This is a genomic window from Candidatus Saccharibacteria bacterium oral taxon 488, from assembly GCA_013099015.1.
GTDB lineage: Bacteria > Patescibacteriota > Saccharimonadia > Saccharimonadales > Saccharimonadaceae > Nanosynbacter.
The window spans coordinates 716165-741244 of sequence record CP039998.1 but is presented as its reverse complement, the minus strand read 5'-3'; the positions used below and the strand labels follow the sequence as shown (position 1 = coordinate 741244).

Annotated in this window: 24 protein-coding genes and 1 tRNA gene; 24 read left to right on the top strand and 1 reads right to left on the bottom strand. The window is 51.6% G+C overall.

What is annotated here, in order from left to right:
• Positions 1 to 327: 327 nt before the first annotated feature.
• The 6 genes from FBF29_03935 to dnaK all read left to right on the top strand — a co-directional run bounded on the left by FBF29_03935 (position 328) and on the right by dnaK (position 6472).
• On the top strand, positions 328 to 837 hold the full coding sequence (locus FBF29_03935) for a hypothetical protein (protein ID QJU07819.1): 510 nt from the start codon (positions 328 to 330) through the stop codon (positions 835 to 837).
• 52 nt (positions 838 to 889) lie between these two features.
• Positions 890 to 1609: a hypothetical protein gene (locus FBF29_03930; protein ID QJU07818.1), complete on the top strand. Its 720-nt coding sequence runs from the start codon at positions 890 to 892 to the stop codon at positions 1607 to 1609.
• On the top strand, positions 1610 to 3010 hold the full coding sequence (locus FBF29_03925; protein ID QJU07817.1) for a hypothetical protein: 1401 nt from the start codon (positions 1610 to 1612) through the stop codon (positions 3008 to 3010).
• A 43-nt stretch (positions 3011 to 3053) separates the two neighbouring features.
• On the top strand, positions 3054 to 3764 hold the full coding sequence (locus tag FBF29_03920) for a transcriptional regulator (GenBank protein QJU07816.1): 711 nt from the start codon (positions 3054 to 3056) through the stop codon (positions 3762 to 3764).
• Positions 3765 to 3909: 145 nt separating this feature from the next.
• Positions 3910 to 4434 carry a nucleotide exchange factor GrpE gene (locus FBF29_03915; protein QJU07815.1) on the top strand — a complete coding sequence of 175 codons (525 nt, stop codon included), beginning with the start codon at positions 3910 to 3912 and terminating at the stop codon, positions 4432 to 4434.
• Positions 4435 to 4579: 145 nt separating this feature from the next.
• Positions 4580 to 6472 (top strand): molecular chaperone DnaK, encoded by a 1893-nt coding sequence (gene dnaK / locus FBF29_03910; protein QJU07814.1) that lies wholly within the window; start codon positions 4580 to 4582, stop codon positions 6470 to 6472.
• A gap of 100 nt (positions 6473 to 6572) precedes the next feature.
• Here dnaK and FBF29_03905 read toward each other — a convergent pair whose 3' ends face one another.
• Positions 6573 to 7109: a CYTH domain-containing protein gene (locus FBF29_03905; GenBank protein QJU07813.1), complete on the bottom strand. Its 537-nt coding sequence runs from the start codon at positions 7107 to 7109 to the stop codon at positions 6573 to 6575.
• 81 nt (positions 7110 to 7190) lie between these two features.
• Between FBF29_03905 and dnaJ the strand changes: the two genes are divergently transcribed.
• The 18 genes from dnaJ (at position 7191) to ruvB (ending at position 25074) form a co-directional block, all read left to right on the top strand.
• Positions 7191 to 8294 carry a molecular chaperone DnaJ gene (gene dnaJ, locus FBF29_03900; protein ID QJU07812.1) on the top strand — a complete coding sequence of 368 codons (1104 nt, stop codon included), beginning with the start codon at positions 7191 to 7193 and terminating at the stop codon, positions 8292 to 8294.
• Between the two features lie 27 nt (positions 8295 to 8321).
• Positions 8322 to 9296: an ATP-grasp domain-containing protein gene (locus FBF29_03895; protein ID QJU07811.1), complete on the top strand. Its 975-nt coding sequence runs from the start codon at positions 8322 to 8324 to the stop codon at positions 9294 to 9296.
• Complete coding sequence (locus FBF29_03890; GenBank protein ID QJU07810.1) at positions 9286 to 9783, top strand: ATP-dependent zinc protease; 498 nt, start codon at positions 9286 to 9288, stop codon at positions 9781 to 9783. Before FBF29_03895 ends, FBF29_03890 begins: the two co-directional genes overlap by 11 nt.
• On the top strand, positions 9753 to 11006 hold the full coding sequence (locus FBF29_03885; GenBank protein QJU07809.1) for a hypothetical protein: 1254 nt from the start codon (positions 9753 to 9755) through the stop codon (positions 11004 to 11006). The genes FBF29_03890 and FBF29_03885 overlap by 31 nt, the downstream gene beginning before the upstream one ends.
• A 1-nt stretch (position 11007) precedes the next feature.
• Positions 11008 to 11925 (top strand): RimK family alpha-L-glutamate ligase, encoded by a 918-nt coding sequence (locus FBF29_03880; GenBank protein QJU07808.1) that lies wholly within the window; start codon positions 11008 to 11010, stop codon positions 11923 to 11925.
• Positions 11926 to 11949: 24 nt separating this feature from the next.
• A complete protein-coding gene (locus FBF29_03875) occupies positions 11950 to 12438 on the top strand; it encodes a DUF192 domain-containing protein (protein ID QJU07807.1) in 489 nt (162 codons plus the stop codon).
• On the top strand, positions 12435 to 12926 hold the full coding sequence (locus tag FBF29_03870; GenBank protein ID QJU07806.1) for a hypothetical protein: 492 nt from the start codon (positions 12435 to 12437) through the stop codon (positions 12924 to 12926). Before FBF29_03875 ends, FBF29_03870 begins: the two co-directional genes overlap by 4 nt.
• 69 nt (positions 12927 to 12995) lie before the next feature.
• A tRNA-Lys gene (locus FBF29_03865) sits at positions 12996 to 13072 on the top strand.
• Positions 13073 to 13169: 97 nt separating this feature from the next.
• Complete coding sequence (locus FBF29_03860) at positions 13170 to 14624, top strand: ComEC family competence protein (protein QJU07805.1); 1455 nt, start codon at positions 13170 to 13172, stop codon at positions 14622 to 14624.
• Between the two features lie 165 nt (positions 14625 to 14789).
• On the top strand, positions 14790 to 15782 hold the full coding sequence (locus FBF29_03855) for a hypothetical protein (GenBank protein QJU07804.1): 993 nt from the start codon (positions 14790 to 14792) through the stop codon (positions 15780 to 15782).
• 57 nt (positions 15783 to 15839) lie between these two features.
• The gene (locus FBF29_03850; GenBank protein QJU07803.1) at positions 15840 to 16556 is read left to right on the top strand and encodes a YebC/PmpR family DNA-binding transcriptional regulator; all 717 of its coding nucleotides are present in this window, start codon (positions 15840 to 15842) and stop codon (positions 16554 to 16556) included.
• A gap of 121 nt (positions 16557 to 16677) precedes the next feature.
• Positions 16678 to 18075, top strand: a complete 1398-nt coding sequence (locus FBF29_03845; GenBank protein ID QJU07802.1) for a hypothetical protein — start codon at positions 16678 to 16680, stop codon at positions 18073 to 18075.
• Positions 17961 to 18572, top strand: a complete 612-nt coding sequence (locus FBF29_03840) for a hypothetical protein (protein ID QJU07801.1) — start codon at positions 17961 to 17963, stop codon at positions 18570 to 18572. The genes FBF29_03845 and FBF29_03840 overlap by 115 nt, the downstream gene beginning before the upstream one ends.
• 70 nt (positions 18573 to 18642) lie before the next feature.
• A complete protein-coding gene (ruvC, locus tag FBF29_03835; GenBank protein QJU07800.1) occupies positions 18643 to 19125 on the top strand; it encodes a crossover junction endodeoxyribonuclease RuvC in 483 nt (160 codons plus the stop codon).
• Between the two features lie 7 nt (positions 19126 to 19132).
• Positions 19133 to 21559, top strand: a complete 2427-nt coding sequence (locus tag FBF29_03830) for a PBP1A family penicillin-binding protein (protein QJU07799.1) — start codon at positions 19133 to 19135, stop codon at positions 21557 to 21559.
• A complete protein-coding gene (ruvA, locus tag FBF29_03825; GenBank protein QJU07798.1) occupies positions 21556 to 22134 on the top strand; it encodes a Holliday junction branch migration protein RuvA in 579 nt (192 codons plus the stop codon). The genes FBF29_03830 and ruvA overlap by 4 nt, the downstream gene beginning before the upstream one ends.
• A 139-nt stretch (positions 22135 to 22273) precedes the next feature.
• The gene (locus tag FBF29_03820) at positions 22274 to 24073 is read left to right on the top strand and encodes a DUF262 domain-containing protein (GenBank protein QJU07797.1); all 1800 of its coding nucleotides are present in this window, start codon (positions 22274 to 22276) and stop codon (positions 24071 to 24073) included.
• Positions 24073 to 25074, top strand: coding sequence for a Holliday junction branch migration DNA helicase RuvB (gene ruvB, locus FBF29_03815; protein ID QJU07796.1), 1002 nt, complete (start codon positions 24073 to 24075; stop codon positions 25072 to 25074). The genes FBF29_03820 and ruvB overlap by 1 nt, the downstream gene beginning before the upstream one ends.
• The last annotated feature ends 6 nt before the right edge of the window (positions 25075 to 25080 follow it).

Genomic DNA, 25080 nt, shown 5'->3' with positions numbered 1-25080 from the left:
CTCGGCAACCGTCGTAAGGGCGAGGTGTCAGATGTTGACGCGGAAGCATCAGTGTCGCGTCAGCGCCCGGTGGCTACTTCAGTACCCGCCGCATCTCCCACATCACCCGCGCCACGTTCTCCTCACTCCGCTCCGGCTCGGCGTCATAGTATTCAACGGCAAACTGTAGCCGCGCAGCCGGCTCGTCCTTCGGCTGCATCTCGCGTCGTGTCGCCGCAACCCGCTACTCAGTTACCTCGCTCGCGTTCTGCCGCTCCTCAAAAGACTCCCGCTCTCAATCCACCGGCTAAACCTCACCCTAAAAAACCAGCAGTCTTTCATGACATTATGCCGCCGCGTGGCGTCCAGCGCTCGCGAAGTGCATCATTTACCAAGCCGTCCGTCAAGCCTCAGCCGCCGAAGCACGCCCTCTCACCGTCACGCGCTTCACTGATCAAGCCCACTACTTCGGTGCCAGCTCCGGCCAAGCGTCCGCTCAATAAACTTTCTTCCGTTAAAGCTCAGCCGGTCAAACCGCTCTCGTCACATCCGCCGCACCCGCCGCTGACGAAGCCGCCGCTTTCATCTCAGACTCCGAGCCCGACTCGCCCGCTCAATCCTGCAGCGGCCGCACCTCGTGCTGACGCACCACGCACTGGCGCGCAATCGACCGTCAAGCGCCCACTATCCCAGCCGCACCAACTGCTAACCCAGCCAAAATTACCGCCACAGCCAAAGGAGCTGACTCACCCGCAAGCCACCGCTCATTCCCGTGCTCACATCGCTGTGCCGTCTCGTCGCCCTCAGCTAACGCATCGTCCGCCGCATATTCGGGCGATGGACATGGTACATAGATAAGAAGTCGCAGCTGCTCCCGGAAGCTTAGGCAATAATCTGGTATAATACTCATATGTCAGATCTTGAACGTGTCATCAGGGAATACCAGCCGACCGAAGCGGCCGTAGCGCTGGTGCGAGATACTAAAATTGCGCTACTGACCGGTATTTCCGGCGCGGGCAAGGATACGATCAAAAGACGGTTGTTGCGATCGCCGTCATTTCGTGATATCGTGTCGCACACCACGCGGGAGCCACGGGCAAATAACGGTCAGCCAGAGCGCGACGGCGTCGATTATCATTTTATTGATCAAGCAACCGCACTGACCATGCTCGAGCACCATCAGTTCATTGAGGCCAAGTTCGTCCACGGCAAGGTGTATGGTACCTCGACAGCCGAGCTGCAGTTAGCGCACGACCATCAGCAAACGGCGATCACTGATATTGACGTACAGGGTGTGGCTGAGTATGAGCAATTGGCGCCGGGTTGTATCGCTATCTTTATCGTGCCGCCGGATTATCCGACATGGCTGGAGCGATTGAAGCAGCGGTACGCGACGGAAGCAGAATTTCAAACGGCCTGGCCGAAGCGCCGCCAGTCGGCCATCGCCGAGCTCAGTCACGCGCTGGAGGTGCCGTATTACCACGTGATTATCAATGATGATTTGAGCCGAGCGGTGCGAGTTTGCGGCGAAATTATTGAGCGCGGTGACGTGTTCAATCGGCGTGATGACGAGGCGCGGTTGATAGCGCGGGACCTTCTTGATTATTTGATGGGTGAGGACGCAGTCTAGATGGCGACGAAGAAGTCGTCGTTTTCGCTGAGACGACCGTTTTGGTCGTTGTCGGGGTTGCTTGACCAGATCTTTTTCTTATTAGCCGGTGCGGCGTCGTTCTGGCTGGCGTGGCTCGTGTGGCGCGAGGGTTGGCATTCGGGCGGCTGGTGGATGGTTGGGCTGTTTGTGGTGGTGTGGCTGATTACGGCTTACCTGGCACTGCCGCGGCTGCATCGTATCCTGAGCAGCTTGTACGTACCGAATTATTTCATCGGGCGGACACGGACGGCGGACGGACTGCTGGGTGATCCAGTTAATCTAGCCTTGCGCGGCTCGGAGGCACAGGTCCATCAAGCGATGACCGCGGCTGGCTGGACGTTAGCGGAGGAAATAACCGTGCGTTCATCATGGCGGATGATGGTGGCAATATTGACGCGGCGTAGCTATCCGCAGGCGCCGGTCTCATCACTGTTTTTATTTGGTCGGCGGCAGGACTTTACCTACCAGCAGGAGGTTGATGGCAATCCCGGCAAGCGCCATCACGTGCGTTTCTGGCGTTGTCCACAAGGCTGGCTGCTGCCGGGCGGTCACCGAGTGGACTGGCTGGCGGCGGGCACGTACGACAGAAGTGTCGGTTTTAGTCTATTTACTCTGCAAATCACTCATAAGATTGATGAGAATACTGACATTGAGCGGGATTATATCGTCCAGTCGGCTTTGAAAGCGCGCGCCTCGATCGAGGTGACCACCTTGAAAGATTTTTCCACCGGGTATCATTCGCGCAACGGCGGCGGCGACACCATTCAGACCGATGGTGATCTGCCAGTGCTTGAGGTCGGGCGAGTGCGCGCCAACAAGTCATTGATAGAGGAGCGCGACGAGGTGATTCTCGATGCTACTTCGCACGAGGTGATGCCAGTAGCACACGACACATTGATACAGCAATTTTGGAGTCGGCGGCCGCCACAGATTGCGTTTGGCGTGGTGGCAATGTTTGCGGCGCTGGCGGTCAGTATCATCAACACTGTTGTTGAGTTACTTGCGATTGACCAATTTCATAGCCAGACGGTGGCTGAACTGATGGTGGATGGTCAGGTGAATGACGCGGCGGTGATTGCCAATTGGCTGATTGGTTCGTCGATTATCATTGGCGTGGTGTGGGTGATTACGACCATCGTGCTGGTGAGCCGGACATTTAGCGGTAGCAATCGATTGCGGCTGGTATTGATGATGATATCCGGGCTGGCAGTTATCGCTAATTCATTCACGTTGACCATCGGCAAGATAACCTGGTCGACAGCCAGTACGCTGCTGTTCATTGGGCTGAATATTGTAGCGGTGCTGATGTTTTCGTCAGATGCTGCCAGGCGATTTACGCGAGCGCGTAGCCAAGCCAGGCGCGCGGCAAGGTCGCATTAGCACTCGCCTTGCAAGAGTGCTAAATGTGCGATATAATAGGAGTATGACCGAACGTCAACAGGCGATTTTAGCTGCCATTATTGAGCAATACGCCGAAATTGCGGCGCCAGTTGGCAGCGTGACGCTAGCCAAGTTGTTTGGCGTGTCCAGCGCTACGATTCGCAGCGAAATGGCCAAGCTCGAGGAGATGGGATTTATTGAAGCGCCGCATACTAGCGCTGGTCGAATTCCTACGGATAAGGGCTACCGGTTGTACGTCAATGGCATCACCGATGCCCAGATGACGGAGCTGCCGAGCGGCATCGATCGCAGTGCGAGAGCGATCGAAGCGCATGTTAACTCGCACGTTGATACGTCTGATCGAGCGATTCGTAGTGCTGTCGATAGCCTGGTTGAATTGACTGGTAATTTTGGTTTCGCCTCGTTTGGTGATCATCTATATATGAATGGTATGACGCAGTTGTTTAGCCAGCCGGAGTTTGTCGAGGGTGATCACGTGCAAGCGATTGCCAGGTTGATTGATAATATTGAGCCGTGGCTACGTGAAGCGGCACCGAACCACCCGCTCAATGTGTTTATCGGCAGCGAAAATCCGATTGGTAAAAGTTCTGGAGCAACGTTGATTATTAGTAGGTTTTGTTCAAAGTTTAGTAATAATAGTTACATCGGCGTGATCGGTCCGACGCGGCAGAATTACCGTCGAACGATGGAGCTGGTTAGGCGAACCGGTGCGATGTTGGAGGAGGTATTGTAATGGCTGAATGGATTGGCGGACTACTGAGCGGCTTGCCAACGTGGCTAGTGGTGATTATTTTGATTATTATTTTCATGGCTATGATCGCGTTCTTTCCCTGCACATATGGCGACGAGCCGTTTTGGCCGTTTAGAAGGAGGAAAAAATGACGAAAAATAAGACCAAGAAAACTGAAGATTTGGAGCAGCAGTTGGGCGAGTTGACGTTGGATTTGCAGCGGACGCGGGCGGATTTTGAGAATTATCGCAAGCGTGTAGAGACAGAGAAACAGTCGGCGCACCAAATGGGCCAGGCTAAGTCCGTGATGAAACTGCTGCCGGTAATTGATACGATTGAGCGGGCGATTGCCAATGTGCCAGAGGAATTACAGGATAATGCCTGGGCGAAGGGTGTGGCTGGTTTGGGTAAACAGCTCGATAAGCAACTCAAAGAAATCGGCCTCGAGAAAATTGACGCTAAACCCGGTACGCTATTTAATCCCGAGCTGCACCAAGCTATTCAATTTGACGAAGAAGCAGAGGGCGACAAAGAAGTGATCGCCGAGGAGCTCCGCGCTGGCTATACGCTGGACGGCGCAGTGATTCGCGACGCGATGGTTAAGGTGACGCGCCAACCGTCAGCGCCAGAACAGGCGGAAACCGAACCAAACGCCGCCGCACCGGCGGAATAATTAGCAACTAGTAAAAACCTGAATTAGCACTCTTGACATGAGAGTGCTAATTATTTATACTGAAATAGTTGGCACTCGTGAATAAAGAGTGCTAAAATGAATATAAGAAAAACCAGATGTGATCAAAACAAGAAAGGGGAATCATATGGGTAAAATTATCGGAATTGACCTCGGTACGACCAACAGTGCCTTTGCGTATATGTTGGCGGGCAAGCCAGAGGTCATCGCTAATGCCGAGGGCAACCGCACCACGCCGTCAGTGGTAGCGATTAATAAAAAGGGCGAGCGCCTGGTCGGACAAGTGGCGCAGCGTCAGCGTGTGACTAATCCAAAGAACACCATTTACGGCGTGAAACGCTTTATTGGCCGTAAGTTTGATGACAAAGAAGTCCAAAAAGACCGTGGCCTTATGCCGTTTAAGATCGTCAAGAAGGGTGCGGGTGTGGCCGTGGAAATGGGTGGCAAGGAATACACGCCAGAAGAAGTCTCAGCCATGATCCTCGGCAAAATCAAGGCTGATGCCGAAGCCTTCCTCGGCGAAAAAGTCACCGAAGCAGTCATCACCGTTCCAGCCTACTTTGACGATTCACAGCGCCAGGCCACCAAAGACGCTGGTAAAATTGCTGGCCTGGAAGTTAAGCGTATCATCAATGAGCCGACGGCTGCTGCTCTGGCGTACGGCCTGGAAAAAGGCAAAAATGACGAGACCATCGTGGTGTTTGACCTCGGTGGTGGTACCTTCGACGTTTCCATCCTGGAGCTCGGCGACGGTGTGTTTGAAGTGAAGGCGACCAATGGTGACACTCACCTCGGTGGTGAGGACTTTGACAACGTCATTGTTAATTACTTCCTCGATGATTTTAAATCTAAAGAAGGCATCGACCTATGCAAAGACAATGCAGCTATGCAGCGTCTGAAGGATGAAGCTGAAAAAGCCAAGAAGGAGCTATCGACAGTCACTGAATACGAAGTTAACATTCCGTTTATCACCGCTGATGCTGACGGGCCAAAGCACTTTGAGTTGAGCCTAACGCGGGCTAAATTGGAAGATTTGGTGAAGGATTTGTTAGATCGCCTCGATGTGCCAGTCGAAAAGGCGCTGAAAGACGCTAAATTATCCAAATCTGATGTCAATGAAATCGTCATGGTTGGCGGTATGACCCGGATGCCAGCAGTGGTTGAGCGTGTCAAGAAACTGTTCGGCAAAGACCCAATGCAGGGTGTTAACCCAGACGAAGTGGTAGCTGTCGGTGCAGCCATTCAGGGTGGTGTGTTGGCTGGCGATGTCAAGGATGTGCTGTTGCTGGACGTGACACCACTGAGCCTCGGTATTGAGACGATGGGCGGCGTGTCGACCAAACTGATCGAGCGTAACACGACCGTGCCAACCAGCAAGAGCGAAGTGTTCTCGACTGCTGCCGACAACCAGCCGCAAGTGGAGATTCACGTCTTACAAGGTGAGCGCGAATTTGCCAATGACAACAAGAGCTTGGGCCGCTTTGTACTTGACGGTATCGCGCCAGCACCACGCGGCGTGCCGCAGATTGAAGTGACGTTCAATATTGACGCGAATGGTATCCTCAACGTCACCGCCAGGGACAAGGGCACTGGCAAGGAGCAATCAATTACCATCCAAAACTCTGGCAACATGAGCAAGGAAGATATCGAAAAAGCTCAGAAAGAAGCTGAACTCCACGCTGATGAGGACAAGAAAAAGCGCGAAACCGTTGACGCTAAAAACCAGCTAGAAAACGCCATCTACCAGGCAAAGAAAATGCCAGACGAGTTTAAGGATAAGATTTCTGACGACGACAAAAAAGCGATTGACGAAGCGGTCAAGGAAGCAGAAAAGCACAAAGACGCTGACGACAAAGACGAGCTAGAGGCGGCAGCCAAAGCACTGCAGGATACCATCATGCCAATCGGCGCCAAAATGTACCAGCAAGCTGCCGATGATAAAAAAGCCGACGAGTCTAAAGACGACAAAAAGTCTGACAAGGACGAGCCGGTCGAAGGCGAGGTGGTTGACGAGAAGTAATTTCGGTATCAGCTCATAACATAAACTACCCCCTTTCTATCGGGGGTAGTGTTATATTCTCATAGGCTCAACAGGCTTACACCGCCGCCAGTCAATTGTGCTAATGTGAAAGAGCCGCACCCTCCAACAAATCACTATACGAGCCAACCACTAAATCCATAGCCTTGATACCAAGTTCATGCATGTAGTGTGAGCATTGCTGCTCCAGCTCCTCGGCGTTTCGTTCGCCGTCGGTATCGATAGCTTCAATTTCAACAAAATTCCCGAGACCCTTAACGGTATCGATATGAAACTTGACATTGTCGATGAAGTAAATCTCGCGTTGCTTATCGACAACCACCCGTACACCGAGAGCCGCCGTCAGCACCTCGCCAATATTTGAGTCCGGCGCCACGGGTGATAAGTTGATGGTCGATTGCTTCGGCCCGTTGGTGTCCGCCCGCTGATAAAAGATAAGGTTATTTTCGATCGGCCCTTGACGTAGCTTTAGGCGTCCTTCGGGTACATCAAAATATGTGTCAATTTGATGGTCAGTCCCCTTAAAGTCTGCGCCATGTTCATGCAGATAGTGACGCACTGCTTCTTGATCGGCGCACCGAGCCTTGATTTCTGAATTGATAATTGCTGTCTGTTTCATAACACCTCCTATATTTAAGTATAGCACGGGCGAGGCTAGCACTCTTGCATGTCGAGTGCTAAAAGCGTATAATAAACACATATGAGTAAGCGCGATTATTATGAAGTATTAGGTGTGGCGAAAACCGCTTCTGAGGATGAGATTAAGAAGGCTTTTCGTAAGGCAGCGGTGAAGTACCACCCCGACAAAGAAGGCGGCGATGAAGCCAAATTCAAAGAGGTCAACGAGGCATATGAAGTCTTAAAAGACAAGCAAAAGCGCCAGCGCTACGACCAGTTTGGCCATGCTGGGGTCGGCGGTGCAGCAGGCGGTGGCTTTGGCGGCAATCCATTCGAAGGATTTGGCGGCTTTGGCGGGCAAAACGTGCAGTTTGACTTTGGTGGCGATGGCGGCATGTTTGGCGATATTTTTAGCCAATTTTTTGGTGGCGGCGCGACTGGTTCACGGGGCGGTCGTGATGTTGAAACCAATGTGACGCTGACCTTTGAGGAAGCGGTGTTTGGCACAGAAAAGAAGTTGAGCATAACGCTCGATGCTGAATGTGAACACTGTCATGGTGATGGCGTCGAGCCGGGCCATAGCTTGAAGACCTGTGAGGACTGTAAGGGCTCTGGTCAGCAGACTCGCGTCATGAACTCGATTTTTGGACAAATTCAGCAAGCAGTCACTTGTCCAACCTGTCATGGCCGCGGCAAAATCCCAGAGCAAAACTGTTCAGTCTGTGGCGGCAAGGGTACAACTCGCCAGCGCCAGGAGATTACGGTCAAGATCCCAGCTGGCATTGACGATGGCGCGACGATCCGCCTGCATGGTCGCGGTGAAGCTGTTCAAGGCGGCCCACGTGGCGATCTATACGTTCACATTCGCGTCAAAGCCCATAAGAAGTTCACGCGTGAAGGCGACATTATTCTGTCAGAAGAGCATATCTCAATGGTTGACGCGGCATTGGGTACGGAAATTGATGTGGAGACCGTGGACGGTACGGTGCGGATGAAAATCCCAGCCGGCACCCAGTCGGGGACAGACTTTAAGCTATCAGGCCACGGCGTGCCGCACTTGAGAAACGATGAACGCGGCCCGCACATTGTCGGTGTCATCGTTGATACGCCAACCAAACTGAGCAAGAAACAGCGTGAATTACTGGAGCAGTTTGATGGTGCGAGGAAGCGGGGGTTGTTCTCGTAGTTGGATTGATAGTAATCAAGTAAGTAGATGGAGCTATCTCTAAAAAGCAGCCATCGCAAAGGTGGCAGGCTCTATGCTAATATTGACAGATTGTGTTATTTTTCGTATAATTCGGGTGATATGAAAATCTTAATTCTTGCTGCAGGATCTGGCACTCTCCGGCGCCTTAGAGCGCTAGTTGATAGAGTTGGAGTTTGTCTAGTCGATGCTACGGTTGTAATTAGTACAATCCCTGACCTGTTTTTCTGTGTAGATGGTAACAATACCTGTATAGTCGACACTGTCAGCGGTCATGATGTTTCAGAATTTGATTTAGTAGTTTTTCGGGCTGTAGCTGAGAATGATAATGTATATTACGAGGAGGCCTTGGCTGTTGCTCTTTACTGTCAAAAGCACGGAACTGCCTTTATTGATGAATGCTTGTCTGGCGGGTACCTGAGGGCTCGTAAGTTGGCGACAATGATGAAATTATGGGCTGAGGATATATTTGTACCGACAACACTATTCGGATCAGCGCATGCCATGGCAAAAAATATTGATAAGGTAGGTTTGCCAGCGATCCTAAAAGCTACGGACGCGACTCACGGTAAGGATAATTATAAGATAGACAGTGTGGACGAGATTGCAACGATTATATCATCATGGCCTAAGAAGCGATTTTTGCTTCAGAATTTTATTCCAAATGATGGTGATTATAGAATACTGGTGGTTGGTGAGGAATTTAATATTGAACATAGACGAGCTGCCGCGGGTCGTCATGTTAATAATGAGTCGGCCGGAGGTACATCTACACCAGTAGATACGATGGAAGGTCTCGAGACAGCACTTGTTACTGCAAGGAAATCCGCTAGGGTTTTAGGGCTTGGTGTGGCGGGTGTGGATATTATAATAAGTCCCGATGGCACCCCGTATGTGATAGAAGTCAATCGCGCGCCGCAGATAACCTCAGATAAAGAGGCGATAGCCTGGGCAAATGGCCTGAAGGGGTTGCTTGGTGGATAGTGTCGGCGTGACCGAGAAAGTATCGGTAGGTAAGTACCGTAATATACCCGCAAAGATCGACACGGGGGCAGATGCGTCCGTCATATGGGCAAGTAATATCAAAGTTACTAGAGATGGTATATTGAAGTTCACACTTTTCGGAAAAGGTTCTCCCTATTATTCTGGAAGATTATTACGGCGTACCGATTTTGGGGTAGCAAAAATAAAGAGTAGTAACAGTACATGTCAGATACGTTACCGCACCCATCTTACCGTTGTGGTTGCTGGTAGAAAGATTCGTGCGCTCTTTTATCTAGCTAATCGTTCAGAGCAAAAATTTCCGATCCTCATAGGCAGGCGTACTATAGCTGGAAAATTTCTTGTTGATGTTTCTAAAAAAAATATTAAGCTCCAATCACCTAGAAAGACCGGGTTAAACGACGAACTGCGGAGTGATCCATATAATTTCCATAGAAAATTTATAAAAGGAAGAGAGGGCAAAAAGTGAAACAGACAACTCGGATTATTGCCATAGCTGGAACCAAAGGAAAGACTACATGTGTGCGCGCACTACATTATGCAATAAATGCAGTGCATGATGAAGCTGTCCTCGGCGTTGATACGCATAGGATTATGCTAGGGGGTGATCCGCTGATGTCGAAAGAAGATTTTACTGATTTATTTGGCCTTGGTACGGCTGTCGCTCCAGGTAAGGCTCTTTTAGCACTAAGGGGTCAAAAAAAACCAATAGCCGTGCTAGAGGCATCAGTTGGGGTCCATGATAAAGGCCTGGCTTACTTTAGTCATGAGATCGGTATATTTACTAATGTTTTTGATGATCATATCAAGCAGGAAGGCAAGATAACTAGTCGTCGTGAGCTAGCAAATGCTAAGGCGTCGTTTATTCTGCATAAGATTGCTGCATCTGGTACTGCTATATATAATGCTGACAACGACATGATAGCTGAACAGCTTTGCCAGATACCGAGCGACGATGTCATCCGTGTTGCATGCACGCTTGGGAAGAGTCGTGATTTCGAGGCTGACTATATTGCGACGATTCAAGATAATAAAATAGTAATTCTTAGCGACGGTCGTGAGTCCATGTCCGTCGACATAGAAACTATGCCATGGCTCTACCAAGGGAAACATCAACCCAGTCTGTATAATGGAATGTTCATATTGTCTGCTTTATGGAGATTCTACAAGGACGAGCCAGCACAACTCCAGAGGGCGATCAATGCTCTGACTGGGTATATACCGGATCCAAATGGTGCACGGATGGTGATTCGAGAAGCTGCGAATGGAACGAAGGTAATTATTGACTTTGCGCATGAGCGTGAGTCTCTTAAGCAGATCGCAGAATTTGCGCGCAATAGTATACCTGCGGATGGTAGGGTCATTGGTGTTCTGCGTATGAATAATGCAAGGGGAGATGATCACATCAAGAGGTCGGCTGATTATTTTGTAGGCTTTTATGATAAGTTGTTTATTTATGATATGGCTAGTAAGGATGGGGATAAAGGTCGAAAAGTGGGTGATGTCCCAAATATAATTGCTGAATCTGCGAGGGCAAATAATGTACCGGTGGAGGTTATTACCGATCATAGAGAAGCGCTTAACGCTGCACGACAGGAAGCTCTTGAGGGTGACGCAGTGGTCTATATCGTTCATAATCATCTAAATGCGTTGGCTGTTGTAGATGACATATTTCATGTAAAGGGAGCATGATATGAATATTGCAATCCTCAGTAACGGTAACATCAACTACTCCACCCTCCGACTCAGAGAAGAGGCCGAAAAACGCGGGCATCAAGTTAAGGTTATTAAGTATAAAAATTGCTACGTGTCAATTGATGAGCGGCATCCGAAAGTTATTTATCGTGGTAAGGAGATCGGTAATTTCGATGTGCTCATCCCGCGGATTGCTAGTTATATGACGCGCTACGGGACGGCGGTATTGCGGCAGCTAGAGATGGCGAATCCGCAGGCGTTTTTTATGAATCGGTCAATCGCCATTACGCGGGCGCGGGATAAACTGCGCTCGACGCAGTTACTGGCGCGGGCTGGTGTGGCGATCCCGAAGACGGTGTTCTCGCGTAATGAAACGGACATCGATGTGCTACTGGATGAGATTGGCGGTACGCCGGCGATTATCAAGCTGGCGCGCGGGACACATGGCAATGGCGTGGTGTTAGCCGAGACGATCAAGGCCGCCAAGTCGGTCATGCAGGCGTTTTATCTCAGCAATTCTGACGGCACAAACGTGCTGTTGCAGGAATTTATCAAAGAGTCGGCCGGCACCGATATTCGGGCGTTTGTGGTCGGTAGTCAAGTGGTGGCTAGCATGAAACGGCAGAGTTTGGACGATGATTTTCGCAGTAATTTACACAAAGGCGGTGAGGGAACGGTCGTCAAGTTGACGCCTGATGAACAAAAGATGTGCGTTAAGGCCGCCAAGGCAATGGGCCTGGTAGTGGCCGGCGTTGATTTTATGCGCTCAAGTCGTGGTGCATTGGTGCTGGAGGTGAATGCTAGTCCAGGATTTGGCATCGAAAAGGTGACGGGCCGCAATGTGGCTGGTCGGATTATTGATTATATTGATCGCAACGCCAAGCGCGGTAACAAAAAAGATAAAGTCGGCGCCTGAAGATAAACTTGCTATAATGGGAGTATGAATGCGAAGTCGGCGTCGATAGTGCAGCGGATCATCGTTTGGGTGATCGTACTCGGTGTGCTGGCCGGGGTCGGCTACGGCGTATGGGCGGTGTCGCGCCAGATGAATAAGACGTACACGACTGTTGATATTGGTAAGGGTACATTTCGAGTAGAGGTCGCTGATACGGACGAGACGCGGGCGCGGGGCTTGGGCGGTCGGCAGGAGCTGGGTAAGAGCGAGGGGATGTTGTTCGTGGCCGAGAAAGACGGTGATATACCAATTTGGATGAAGGATATGCGCGTCCCGATTGATATTATCTGGCTAGATGCCAAGAAAAAGGTCGTGCACGTCAAGCGTGATGTCTGGCCTGACAATGAGCCGCATGAGGTATATCACACGCCAGTTCCGGCGCGGTACGTGTTAGAGCTGCCGGCGGGTAGTGCCAAGGAGCATGGTATCAAGCCGGGCGTCACTGCGCGGTTTACGACGGAGGGGAAGCGATGAGTGTAGTGTTGTTATTTGGTGGTGTAGCCGTGGTGGTAGCGGCGCTAGCTTTCGTGTTAAACCGGCGATTTGGCGTGTTGGCGCTGGCACTAGCGGCTGGTGCACTGTTGGCAGAATTATGGGCGGAGTGGCTGGCCGGGGTGATCGGCGGGCTAGGTGTTAGTAGCGTAGTGGGATTGCCGAACGGTGTTATCGCGACGATTATCCTGACGGTGGGGCCGCTGGTGCTATTATTAGTTACTGGGCCAAAGGGGCCTGGCAAGTTACTGCGGCTAATCTCGGCAGTGCTAGTCGGCGTGCTAGCAGCGGCGATGCTGGTGCGGCCACTGGGCAAGTTTATGAGCTTGGATGCGGATGCGATGAAGACATACAAATTGCTGAGCGACTGGTGGCGCTATGCGGCGACCGTTGGGCTGGTAGCGGGGCTGCTTGATATGAGTGTGCCACTCAAGGCCAAGGCGCCCGCCTCCAAGAAAACAAAGCGTTGAAAATGCTGCTTCTCTGTGATAAAATGTGAAAAGTCGCGTTCTCGCTTCGTTGCGCTGCGCGTCATGTGCGGGCCCATAGCTCAGTTGGTTAGAGCACCTGCCTTTTAAGCAGGGTGTCCCGGGTTCAAGCCCCGGTGGGCCCTCCACGTGGAGTACAATCCTAGTTCATGAACTAGGATTTTTATTGTATCCATTTCAGGTGATTTGATGTAAGTCTGGCCGCGCTTCGCGTATACTAACAATATGAAGTCTCTCGGCCTCACTCAGCGTTTGCATGTGTCGTGGCTGTTGGCGGCGGCTGGTGTCGGCATCGTCATCGGCGTTATCAGCGTGATGCGAGCGCCGTACGGGTTGTTCGCTGGTTGGATGTGGTTAGTAGCGGGAATGGTATTGGCCCTAGCGGCGCTCGTTGGGGCGCGGCGCTGGCTGGTCGTAGTAGCCTTGATCGGCGGAGCGCTCATTGGACTGTGGCGAGGCAGTCTGGGGCAGGTCGGCCTAGAGCACTATCAAACGCTAATCGGTCAAACGGTGCGGCTGAGCGGGCGGGTACTGGAAGATCCTGATGTCGATAAAAAGGAGCAGACAGTGCTGCGCCTGGGTGATATCATGAGTAATGATCGGCGGCTACCTGGTAGTGTCTGGGTGGTGACGAGACATAACCAGGCGATTAAACGCAGCGACGTGGTCACTGTGCGGGGTGTGCTGAGCGATGGGTTTGGGGCGTTTGCGGCGCGGATGTCGCGGGCAGCGGTTGAACGAGTGACGCGCGAGCAGCCGGGCGACGTGGCAGTGGGCGTGCGTGATTGGTTTGCGGAGCGGGTGCGACGGTACGTGCCGGAGTCGGAGGCGGCGCTGGGCCTCGGGTTCTTGATGGGTTTACGGCGGGCATTGCCGCTGGAATTGATGACGGCGCTGCAGGTCGCAGGCTTGACGCACGTTATCGTGGCCAGCGGCTATAACTTAACAATTTTAGTGCGGCTGGCGCGGCGACTGTTCGTTCGGGTGTCGAAATATCTGGCGGCACTGAGTGCCGGTGTGATGATCATTGGCTTTATGGCGATGACCGGCCTCAGTCCGAGCATGTCGCGGGCCGGGCTGGTGGCGAGCCTCAGCCTAGCCGCGTGGTATTATGGCCGGACGATTCATCCGTTGGTGCTGCTACCAGTCGCTGCGGCGATGACGCTACTTATCAATCCGCAGTTTGGCTGGAATGACCTCGGTTGGCAATTGAGTTTCGCGGCGTTTAGCGGGGTGATTATCCTGGCGCCGCTGCTGCAGCGATACTTTTTTGGTACGAAGCCGCCCGGGGTGATCCGGCAGATTATCGGCGAGACGGTGTCGGCCCAGATCATGACGTTACCGCTGCTGGTAGCGTCGTTTGGTGTGATTAGTAACGTGGCGCTGATCGCGAATGTGCTCATTCTGCCATTGGTGCCGCTGGCGATGCTGCTGACCTTTGTGGTTGGTGTGTGCGCGGATGTGTCGGTGGTGGCTGGACTCGTCGCCGCGCCGACGACGTGGCTGCTCCAGTATATGGTCGGCGTCGCCACGTGGCTGGCAGGGCTGGACTGGGCGCAGCTGGAGGTGAACTTGAGCTGGCTATGGGTAATCATTACCTACCTCGTCATTATCGGGGCAATGTGGTGGATGCGGCGACAGACCGGGCTGCGGCTGCGTGAGAGTAATGTGGTTGAGTAGCCGTGGACGATTGTGGCAGGCTGCCGATCTCGCTCATGCTTGAGGAAACCTGATAAGTGTACTACTATCAGGTTATTCGGCTGATCACTTGGGACGGGTGGGTACAGGTTCAATCCTCGGGCGATGGCTAGAGAGGTATAACATTATTCAATCTGGAGGAATGAAATGGGCAAAGAAAGAATAGGTGGAGATAGCAGTAATCAAGGCCAGGATCTAGCAGCTTCATGGGAGAGGCTAGCAGCCGCATCGAATAATTATGGTGAGCAACAGCCTGATGAGGTTGAAGTCCGTGGGGATATGCAAGGTGGTGACGAGACGCAGGGGGAGCAAGGAGTAGCCGCTCCGATGACACTTGAGGAGTTTTGTCGAATATATACGACAATCGACAATGTATATAACGAATACAGCGATAAAACGCATGAGACCAAGCGAGGCGATCAGCGGCAACGCGCGGAAGTTTTAGCTAACCAAGAAAGACAAATTAAGGAAGCTCGGAAGGAGTTCGACAGGCGGTGTAGGGAAATTAGAGAAGCAGCGTCTGTGCAGATGCAGCAAATTCAGGAGTCAACGAAGGTCGCCCAGACCTTGGCTGTGATTAAAGAAGAAAGTTCGAAACGCATGAATGAGGCGATAGCACCCCTCGTTGCAGCCGATAAGGCTAGCGATGAGACGTTACGTCAATTTATTCATGACTTTGATGAGCAGCGGGAGCGAGGCGAGCTGACACCTGATGACGTAGAGTTATCGTATTTTGTGATGGCTATTGCCAAAAGGAACTCCCGACATCGAAAAGATGTCCTGCAGACCAACGCAGACCTTGAATGTGAGGAGGTTACTCCTCTGGATGCGGAGTTAGGCGAGGCATCTCCTGGGGTATATTTAACAAATAATTGTGAAGCTTTGTCAGGGGAGCGTCAGTATCCTGTTCTACAACCTCCGCTGGATGTGTTGGAGCGGAGGAGTGGGAATATGATCGAGGGATATGTCAGAGGTATACTACAGAAATATGTTGATAAGGGGATTATCTCTCGTCAGTATGGTGTATATATCAACAAAGAAGAATATCACGATGGTGTGCATATCTGGGAGGTACGCATAGAATCAAATTGTGGTGGCTTCGTTCTCTCAGAAGACACCACCAACCAGGTCGATAGTTAACCCCTCGTCCATTTTCTGCTATACTAAAAGAAACGAATTTTCTGGAGGCATAGACACATGGCAGGACACAGTAAATGGGCGACGACACACCGGCAGAAAGCGATTGTTGATGCAAAGCGTGGTGCGATTTTCACGAAATTGGGTAATCAAATTGCAATTGCGGCGCGTGGCGGTACCGATCCGACATTGAATGCAAGTTTAGCAATGGCCATTGAAAAAGCCAAGGCAGCCAACATGCCGAGTGCTAACATTCAGCGGGCGATTGACCGCGTGGCTGATAAAAGCGCGGCGGCACTGGAGGAAATTGCCTATGAAGGCTATGGTCCTGGCGGCGTCGGCATCATCATTGAGACGGCGACCGACAACCGTAACCGTACCTTGCCAGAAGTCAAAACGGCGTTGGTGAAGAACGGCGGGCGCATCGCTGACGCTGGTAGTGTGGCGTTTCAATTTACTCGCAAGGGTGTGATCACCGTAGAGGGCACGGGCGAAGAATTGCTACTGCAAGTGCTGGATGCTGGTGCTGAAGATGCGGTCGAGGAAGACGGCGAGATCATTGTTTACACGGAGTTGAAGGATTTGGCGAGTGTTAGAAATCAGTTGGCTGAACAGGGTTTGAAGGTGAAAGACGCCGAGCTGCGCTACATCGCTAACACGCCAGTTGAGATTGCTGATATGGAAACCGCACAGAAATTGATGAAGGTAGTTGATGCGCTGGACGACTTGGACGACGTGGTGAATGTGCATACCAATGCTGATATCACTGCGGAGTGACCTGCGTTTAGGCCATGTATTGACTATGTATTGAGCGCCCCCGACGGTGCTCTTTTTGCGTTTCGGAGGAATTTCTTTTACAATAATAATTAGTCAACATAAGCCAAGCAGGGAGTTCACGATGAAGGTTTTGACCCGCCTACTACTTATGTCAACGATAATTGCGCTGGTGTTTCAGCCGGTGGTAGCGTTTGCGAGTGACTCCCCGCCAGAGGCCACACCTCCTGCTAGTGACTTGACACCGGTTGCGCCAACGGACACGCCTGCGCCCCAGCCAGCCAATCCAGTACCCAGCCCGGCGGCTCCGACCAGGCCACTAGCCCCAGCGGCGGCCACGCCGGATATAGCTTCTGGCGGTACGTCTATGTCTACACCCGCTCCGTCAACACCGCCGGCAGACCCATCAACACCCACCCCGGTCAGGCCAACGCCTTCTGAACCTCCTGCACCGTCAGCCGCGGCTCGCGCATCAGCCAGGCTCTTGATCACCAAAGTCGGCCTCAATGCAGCGCGCGGTACCTACGTCGAACTCTATAATCTATCGTCAGGGCCAGCCAATATCGCTGGTTGGACGCTGCAGTATGTTAATCAGAAGGGACAGGTGACGACGCTCAAAACAATCTCGACCGACCTAGTAGTACCGGCGGGTGGGGCGTTGGTGGTCGGTGATAGACAGCTAGCTGATGAGCAGGCTGACCTGCGGTTTGATAGCAAGAAAGTGCTGGCAAAAACCGGCGGCTCTGTCAAATTGGTGATGAGTGATGGGCGGGTGTCGGATCTGGTTGGCTGGGGCGCGGCCTCAGAGCGTGAGGGCAGCCCGATTAAGCTAGGCGGCAAGCTACACGCCTGGCGCTGCCAAACAAATGGCGTGGTGACTGATACGGATAATAACGTCAGCGATTTTTCGGTCGGCGAGGCGCCGCGCCTTCGTGAGCTGCCAGCGTGCAGTGAGCCTGACGAGCCGCGTCCGCCAGTTGATCCGGCGCCACCGAGTAATCGCTGCAGCGGCTTGAAATTACACGAGATCGCGACCAATGTCGACGCACCGTTTATCGAGATTATTAATGCCGGGACCAGCGACCTCGACCTTACGGGCTGCACCATTCTCGTCAAAGGTCGGGGTAAGCACAAGGACACGACGCACACGTTCAGGGGTGTTGAACTGGCGGCCAGGGCGCTGCATGTCGTTCGGCTGGCAGAGACAAATCTCAAATTAACAAAGACCGGCGGCGGCGAAGTGTACGTGCTGGACGAGAGCGGCAATGAAATTGACCAGACATCATTTGCTGGCGCGGCCAAGGACTCGTCGTGGAGCCTGCTTGACGGGGAATGGAAGGTGACATTTTGCCGACACCGGCTCAGCCCAACGAATTCAAGCAGTGGCCAGATTGTAAGGCGGGCTATGTGCGTCACGAGCTCACGGGCCGTTGTGTCAAGGAGCCGGTGGAGCCAGTGCCGACGCCGTGCCGTCCGGGGCAGTACCGTTCACCGACAACGGGCCGCTGCCGTAATATCGTGAACGAGCCAGAACTCGCGCCGTGTAAGCCCGGCCAATATCGTTCACCAGAAACCGGTCGGTGCCGCAACATCAGCAAGCTCAAAACCCAAACGCCGTGTCGTGAAGGGTATTATCGGAGCGAGATAACCGGTCGGTGCCGGTCAATTGCAGCCGCGGCCGCCAAAACCCTAAAGCCATGTCCCGATGGTAAGTTTCGTAATCCCGCCACCGGGCGCTGTAAGAAAATTGCCGCTGATAGTGACGTGTTAAAGGAGTGTGCCGAAGGCTTTGAGCGCAATCCAAAGACGAAGCGCTGCCGCAAGGTCGCGCTGGCTACTGCACCGAAACCCGGCTTTGCGCCGGAGCAGGTCAAGCAGGTGACGGGCGCGATGTGGGGCTGGTGGGTGCTCGGCGGCGTCAGTCTGCTGGCGGTTGGTTATGCTGGCTGGCAGTGGCGCTGGGAAATTGGCCGGGCTGCTGGCTGGCTGAAACACGCTATCACGCGCGGCAAGCGATAATTTGGTGAGTAGCTCGTCGAGGTGGTCATCGCATTAATCACTGTCACCGGCCAGGTGTTATAATAAACACATGAGAATTATTGGCATTGATCCAGGGACTGGCATTTTGGGCTTTGGCGTGATTGACGCGAGGCAGGGCGGCTACCGGCTGGTGACGGCTGGCGTGATCAAGACGCCGGCACACACACCGCTAGACGAGCGGCTGGCGGAGATTTTTGATGGCCTGACGGAGATTATCGCTGAGACTAGACCTGAGGTGATGTCAATTGAAAAATTATTTTTTGCGCGCAACGTTACTACCGCTATTTCTGTGGCTCATGCTCGTGGTGTAGCAATGTTGACTGGGCATAAAGCGGGCCTCGTGATCAGTGAATACACGCCGCTACAGATTAAACAGACGCTAACTGGCTATGGCAAGGCTGATAAAAAGCAGATCCAAGAAATGGTACGCCTCAACCTAGGCCTTAGCCAGGCGCCTAAGCCAGATGACTGCGCCGACGCGCTCGCGGCGGCCATCACTCACGCAGCGATGACGCGCCCCAGCGTGGTATAATTGATATATGGTGCAATTAGGCAAGGGAAAACGAGCTCCGATAAAGAAGCAGCCGCCGCACATGGGTCGGTATGCCAATCTCGGTCAAGTCAAGGCAAAACCTGGTAAATTACCGCGTCAACACAAACACTTTTTGTGGTTTTGGCGGCTGAGCCGGCCGAAAAAAATTATGGTGTGTCTGCTGCCAATTCTACTGTTTTTGATCATCGTGCCGATTGCCAGCTATCTTTACTATGCCCGCGACATTGCTGATCAGGAGCGGCTGATGAACCGCAATAATACCGGTATCGTGCTGACCGACGCCAAGGATAAGGTGATTTATAGCGTTGGTAATGCCGAGCGGCGGAATTTGGTGCAGCTGAATGATATCTCCGAGAGTATGAAAAAGGCGCTGATCGCCAGTGAGGATAAGGATTTTTACAAGCACAGCGGCTTTAATATTTTCAGTATTTTCCGGGCAGCGATCACGCGGCACGGTGGCGGGTCGACCTTGACGCAACAGCTGGTCAAGAACAATTTGCTCAGCAATGAACATAGCTTTATGCGCAAGTACCAAGAGCTATTCATGGCTATCGCCATCGAGCAAAATTACAGCAAAGAGCAGATCTTGATGATGTACCTCAACTCGGTGTACTTTGGTGAAAATGCCTTTGGTATCGAGGAGGCGGCCAAGGTGTATTTCAATAAATCGCCAAAGGATTTAACACTGGCTGAGAGTAGTATGCTAGTTGGCGTGCTACCGGCACCAAGCCGCTATTCGCCGATCAGCGGTAATGCCGAATACGCCAAGCAGCGCCAAAAGACGGTGCTCGGTCGGATGCAGACCGAAGGCTTTATCACTGAGGAACAGAAGCAGCAGGCGGAAGCCACGCAGCTGGCATATACTGGCGGCGGTGCGGCTCACACAAATTCCGAAGCGCCGCATTTTGCCGAGATGGTCATCAAACAGCTCAGTGACAAATACGGTTACGAAAAAGTCATGCGTTCAGGCTACCGCGTCAAGACCTCGCTGAATCTCGACACGCAGCATCTCCTCCAGGAGAATATCACCAAACAAATGAAGCAGATCAATCGCCTCGGTGGCACCAACGCCAGCGGTATCGTCATTGATCCAAAAACTGGCGAAGTGCGGGCTCTGGTCGGTAGTGCTGATTACAATAATGCCGAGTGGGGTAAGGTCAATATGGTGACCACGCCGCGGCAGCCTGGCTCGAGCTTCAAGCCGCTGTATTATGCACAAGCGATGGCTGATGGCGTGATTACGCCGGCAACAATTTTTGATGATAAGTTAACCGACTTTAATGGCTACGTACCCTATAATGCTACCCGCCGCTGGAATGGTAAAGTGACGACGCGCAAGTCACTCAGCTGGTCGCTGAACATCCCGAGCGTTCTGATCATGCAAAAGTATGGCATCAATCGTTCCATCCAAGCCGCCAAGAAGCTCGGCATTAGCACACTCGACGAAAACAAAAATTACGGATTGTCACTGGCACTTGGCTCGGCTGAGGTGCGCCTGAGCGAGATGACTAATGCCTACGCGGCCTTTGCCAATGGCGGTACGCAGTACGAATCACTCAATCTCATCACCGAAGTTAGGGACAAATTCAACAAAAACGCTTCGTGGAAAACAGCCAATACGCGCCAAGCGATCAGTCAGGGTGGCGCCTATCTTATCTCCAGTATCTTGTCGGATAATGCCGCGCGGGCGGGGATGTTTGGTAGCAGCCTGACGGTGGGCGGTAAAACGGTCGCTGTCAAGACGGGTACCACCAATGATAACCGCGATGCTTGGACAATTGGCTATACGCCGCAATATGCTGTCGGCGTGTGGGTCGGCAATAACAACAATAAGGTCATGAACAGCGGCGGTTCGGATGTGGCGGCACCAATTTGGCGGGCGACGATGACCAAGCTGCTGGCAGGCGCGAAAACTGGTTTTGATGTGCCAAACGGCGTTGTCCAGCGAAACGTCTGTAGTAGTAATGGCGGCCTGGCTGATGATTCTAGCCCCGGTGCTTACAAAGAATATTTCCTCTCGAGCGCCCTCCCGACCGAGAAATGCGATCAGACCAAGCCAAAGATCGAGGTGTGTAACCTCGCGACCAAGCAAATGGAGTCAATTTTTGAAGATCAATTTGACGCCGCTAAATATTCCAAGAACGCTGCTGATTGTCGGCAGACGTCCACTACTAAGCAGATCACCGTCTGTGACCTAGCCACCAAACGTCTCATTACCATCAGCGAAGACAAATTTGATGCGACGAAACATTCGCGAAAGACTGCGTCGTGTGGTAGTACCGGCGATGACGACCAAAATCCGGGCGGCGGTAATGGCAGTGGCGGTGGCAGCGGTGGCGGTTCAGGCGGTGGCAGCGGCGGCACCTCGCCCGGCCCAACCAATCCTCCGGGCGGCGGAGACAGACGACCGTGATCGCCCACCTCTCTGGCACGATCGCTGAAAAGTTTGGCGCGGGCAGCATCGTGATTGACGTTCACGACGTCGGCTATGAAGTGAGCGTGTCGGCTGGTGATTTCGAGGCGGTGGCGCTGGATCAAGACGCTAAGTTTTATACCTATCATCATGTGCGTGAGCAAGCGGAAGAATTGTTTGGCTTTTCAAGTCTGGCAGCGAAGAAATTGTTTGAAATGCTGATCACCGTTCAGGGTGTCGGGCCGAAGGCGGCGCTAGCCATTCTCAGCCTTGGCGATGCGGAGCACGTACGCAACGCTATTGCTAACGCCGATAGCGCCTTCGTGCAAAAAGCTGCTGGTGTCGGCAAAAAAACTGCTGAGCGCGTGGTGGTTGATTTGAGCGATAAAGTTGGCCTACCGACGCAGTACGGCCGAGCGGCCGCGCCAGTCCAGACTGAATTGAATACTTCCGACGAAGCGTTAGAGGCACTAATGGCGCTGGGCTACACCTTGGCTGACGCCACCAAGGCGCTGGAAAATATCGATGTCAACCTGCCAACGGCACAGCGGGTGACCGAGGCGTTGAAGAAGTAGGGTCTCTTTATTTGAAATATTTAGTTCGTGATGTTGTTTATGGAGTTTGTGTTTTTGGATTCGTTGGGAGACACTTGAGGGGTGATTACTACTACATCTTAACGTAGGTCTCATTCTCAGGGTGCTATAATAGACATATATGGAAGATACAAAATTTTCTCTTAATCAAACGCCAATTAGCACTATTCTGGCCTGGGTAGAAAGCGGTGCAATTGCTATTCCGGAGATCCAGCGGCCGTTTGTATGGATGAGTTGGCAGGTACGCGATTTGATGGATTCGTTATATCAAGGCTATCCAGTCGGCTATATCATTACTTGGCAAAACCCAGACGTGAAGCTGAAGGATGGGTCGACGTCGCAGGGCAAACGTATTTTGATTGATGGCCAGCAACGTATCACTGCACTCAGGGCAGCGATTAGCGGGCTTGATGTGATAGATAAAAAATATAAGAAAAAACGGATTGCTATATCGTTTAATCCGCTGACTGAGGAGTTTCGTACTCGTACAGTTTCAACTATTCGCGGTAAAGAATGGATTAGCGATATTGCTGAAGTGATGGTAAACGGCTATGATACGCTGACGTTTGTTGAAGAATATGCAGAAAAAAATCCGTCGTTAACGCGCCAAGAGGTTAATACGCGACTTAACCGTTTGATCCAAATTAAAAATAAGCAAATTGGCGAAATCCAGCTTAGTCCGTCTTTGGATATCAATATAGTAAATGAAATATTTGTCCGAATTAATGCCAGCGGCGTTAATCTCAGTAATGCCGATTTTGCAATGAGTAAAATTGCGGTTTATGAGAACGAGCCGGGCGATGAAATGGGCATGAAACTCCGTAAATTTATTGATTATTTTGCACATCTGTCGGTTGCCCCCGAGCAGTTTGATATTATTAAGGAAAACGATACAGAATTTGCTAAAACTGATTATTTTACGAAAATATCTTGGCTTAAAAATGAAACAGACGACCTGTATGACCCATCATATAATGATATTATTCGGGTTGTTGGTTTGACGCAGTTTGCAAGGGGCAAACTTGGCGATATCGTGGCATTGCTTTCGGGCCGTAATTTTGAAACTCGCCAGGATGAAAAAGAAATTGCTGACGAGTCCTTCCGAAAGCTTGAGAAGGGTTTGTACCAATTTACAAACGAAAATAAATTTAAGCATTTTGTGCAAAACATTTTGCGCGGCAGCGGTTATGACGAACCTAGTATGTTGATTGCTCGCAATGCCGTTAATTACGCCTATGCAATGTACCTGCGGCTATTTGATATTGGCGAAAATCATGCCGAAGCTAATTCGCTAGTTCGTAGATTGCTGGCAATTTCGTTACTGACTGGTCGCCATTCCGGTAGTTTTGAAACTAAGTTTGAGCAGGATATTAAACGGATTCAAAATCCTGGAGATTTGGCTAAATTTGTTGCTACGCTGGAAAAGCAGGAATTATCTGATATATTTTGGAACTCAACATTGGTTGACGAGCTTGATAAGCCGACGATAAATAATCCGTTTTGGCACATGTTTGTTGCGGCGCAGAATAAATTACTAAAGCAAGGCTTCTTGTCGAAAAATAATATTGCCAGAGATTTGGCGACTGATGACGTGCATCACATTTTTCCTAAAAATTATTTAGTTAAGCATGGCTATGATAAAACTAAATACAATAGAATTGCTAATTTTGTACATCTGCGCAATGATATAAATATTTCAGTCGGAGATTTAGCCCCTCGCGATTACTTAAGCGATATTTTAAGTAATAAAAATGACCATCACAGTGATATTACTGGCGAGGATGAACTAAAAAGCAACTTTAGTGATAATGCAATTCCAATTTTATTAATGAAGGCGGTGGCCGTTGATTATGAAGAATTTTTAAAACAGCGGCAGCGACTGATGGCTAAGATGCTAAAAGAATATTACAGGAGCTTATAATGGCAATTCAAAGAATAGTCGATACCAGCCCGCATGACGACGATTCCGAGGAGCAGCGGATTGAAGTCAGTCTGCGCCCGCAGAGTTTTAATGAATATGTTGGCCAGGAGCGATTGAAACGTAATTTGCGCTTAGCGATTGACGCGGCGAAGAAGCGCGGTGAGCCATTGGATCATGTGCTGCTGTACGGCCCGCCAGGATTGGGCAAGACCACCATGGCGACAGTGATCGCTAACGAGATGGGGACAAATTTGCGCATCACCAGCGGCCCGGCCATTGAAAAGGCGGGTGATTTGGCGTCAATTTTGACGAATTTGGCGGACGGCGACATTTTGTTCATCGATGAAATTCATCGACTCGGCCGGGCAGTGGAAGAGATTTTATATTCGGCGATGGAAGATTTCAAGCTGGATATCGTCATCGGTAAAGGCCCGGCAGCCCGGTCAATTCGGTTGGATTTGCCGCGGTTTACGGTCATCGGCGCGACAACGCGGACGGGTAGTTTGGCAGCGCCGCTGCGCGATCGGTTTGGACATATTTACCGACTGGAATTTTACGAGCCAGAGGATATCGCTAAAATTGTGACACGGAGTGCAGCCATCCTGGAGTCGTCGATTCGGCGCGAAGCAGCGAACCTGTTGTCGACACGGGCTCGCTTGACACCGCGCATCGCTAATCGCCTGCTCAAGCGCGTGCGCGACTATGCCGACATCAACGGCGATGGCATAATTGATGTAAAAACGACAACGAGTGCTTTGGAAATGTTGGAAGTGGACGAGCTGGGATTGGACCCAGCCGACCGCAATTTACTACAGTCAATTCTGGAAAATTATGGTGATAATCCGGTGGGGCTGACGACCATTGCTGCGCTGACAGGTGACGAAGCGACGACGATTGAAGACTTTTACGAGCCGTATTTGCTACAAATTGGCTTTATCGAACGCACGCCGCGCGGCCGGCGGGTGACGCCAAAGGCGAAAAAACACATCAATATGCTATAATAACAG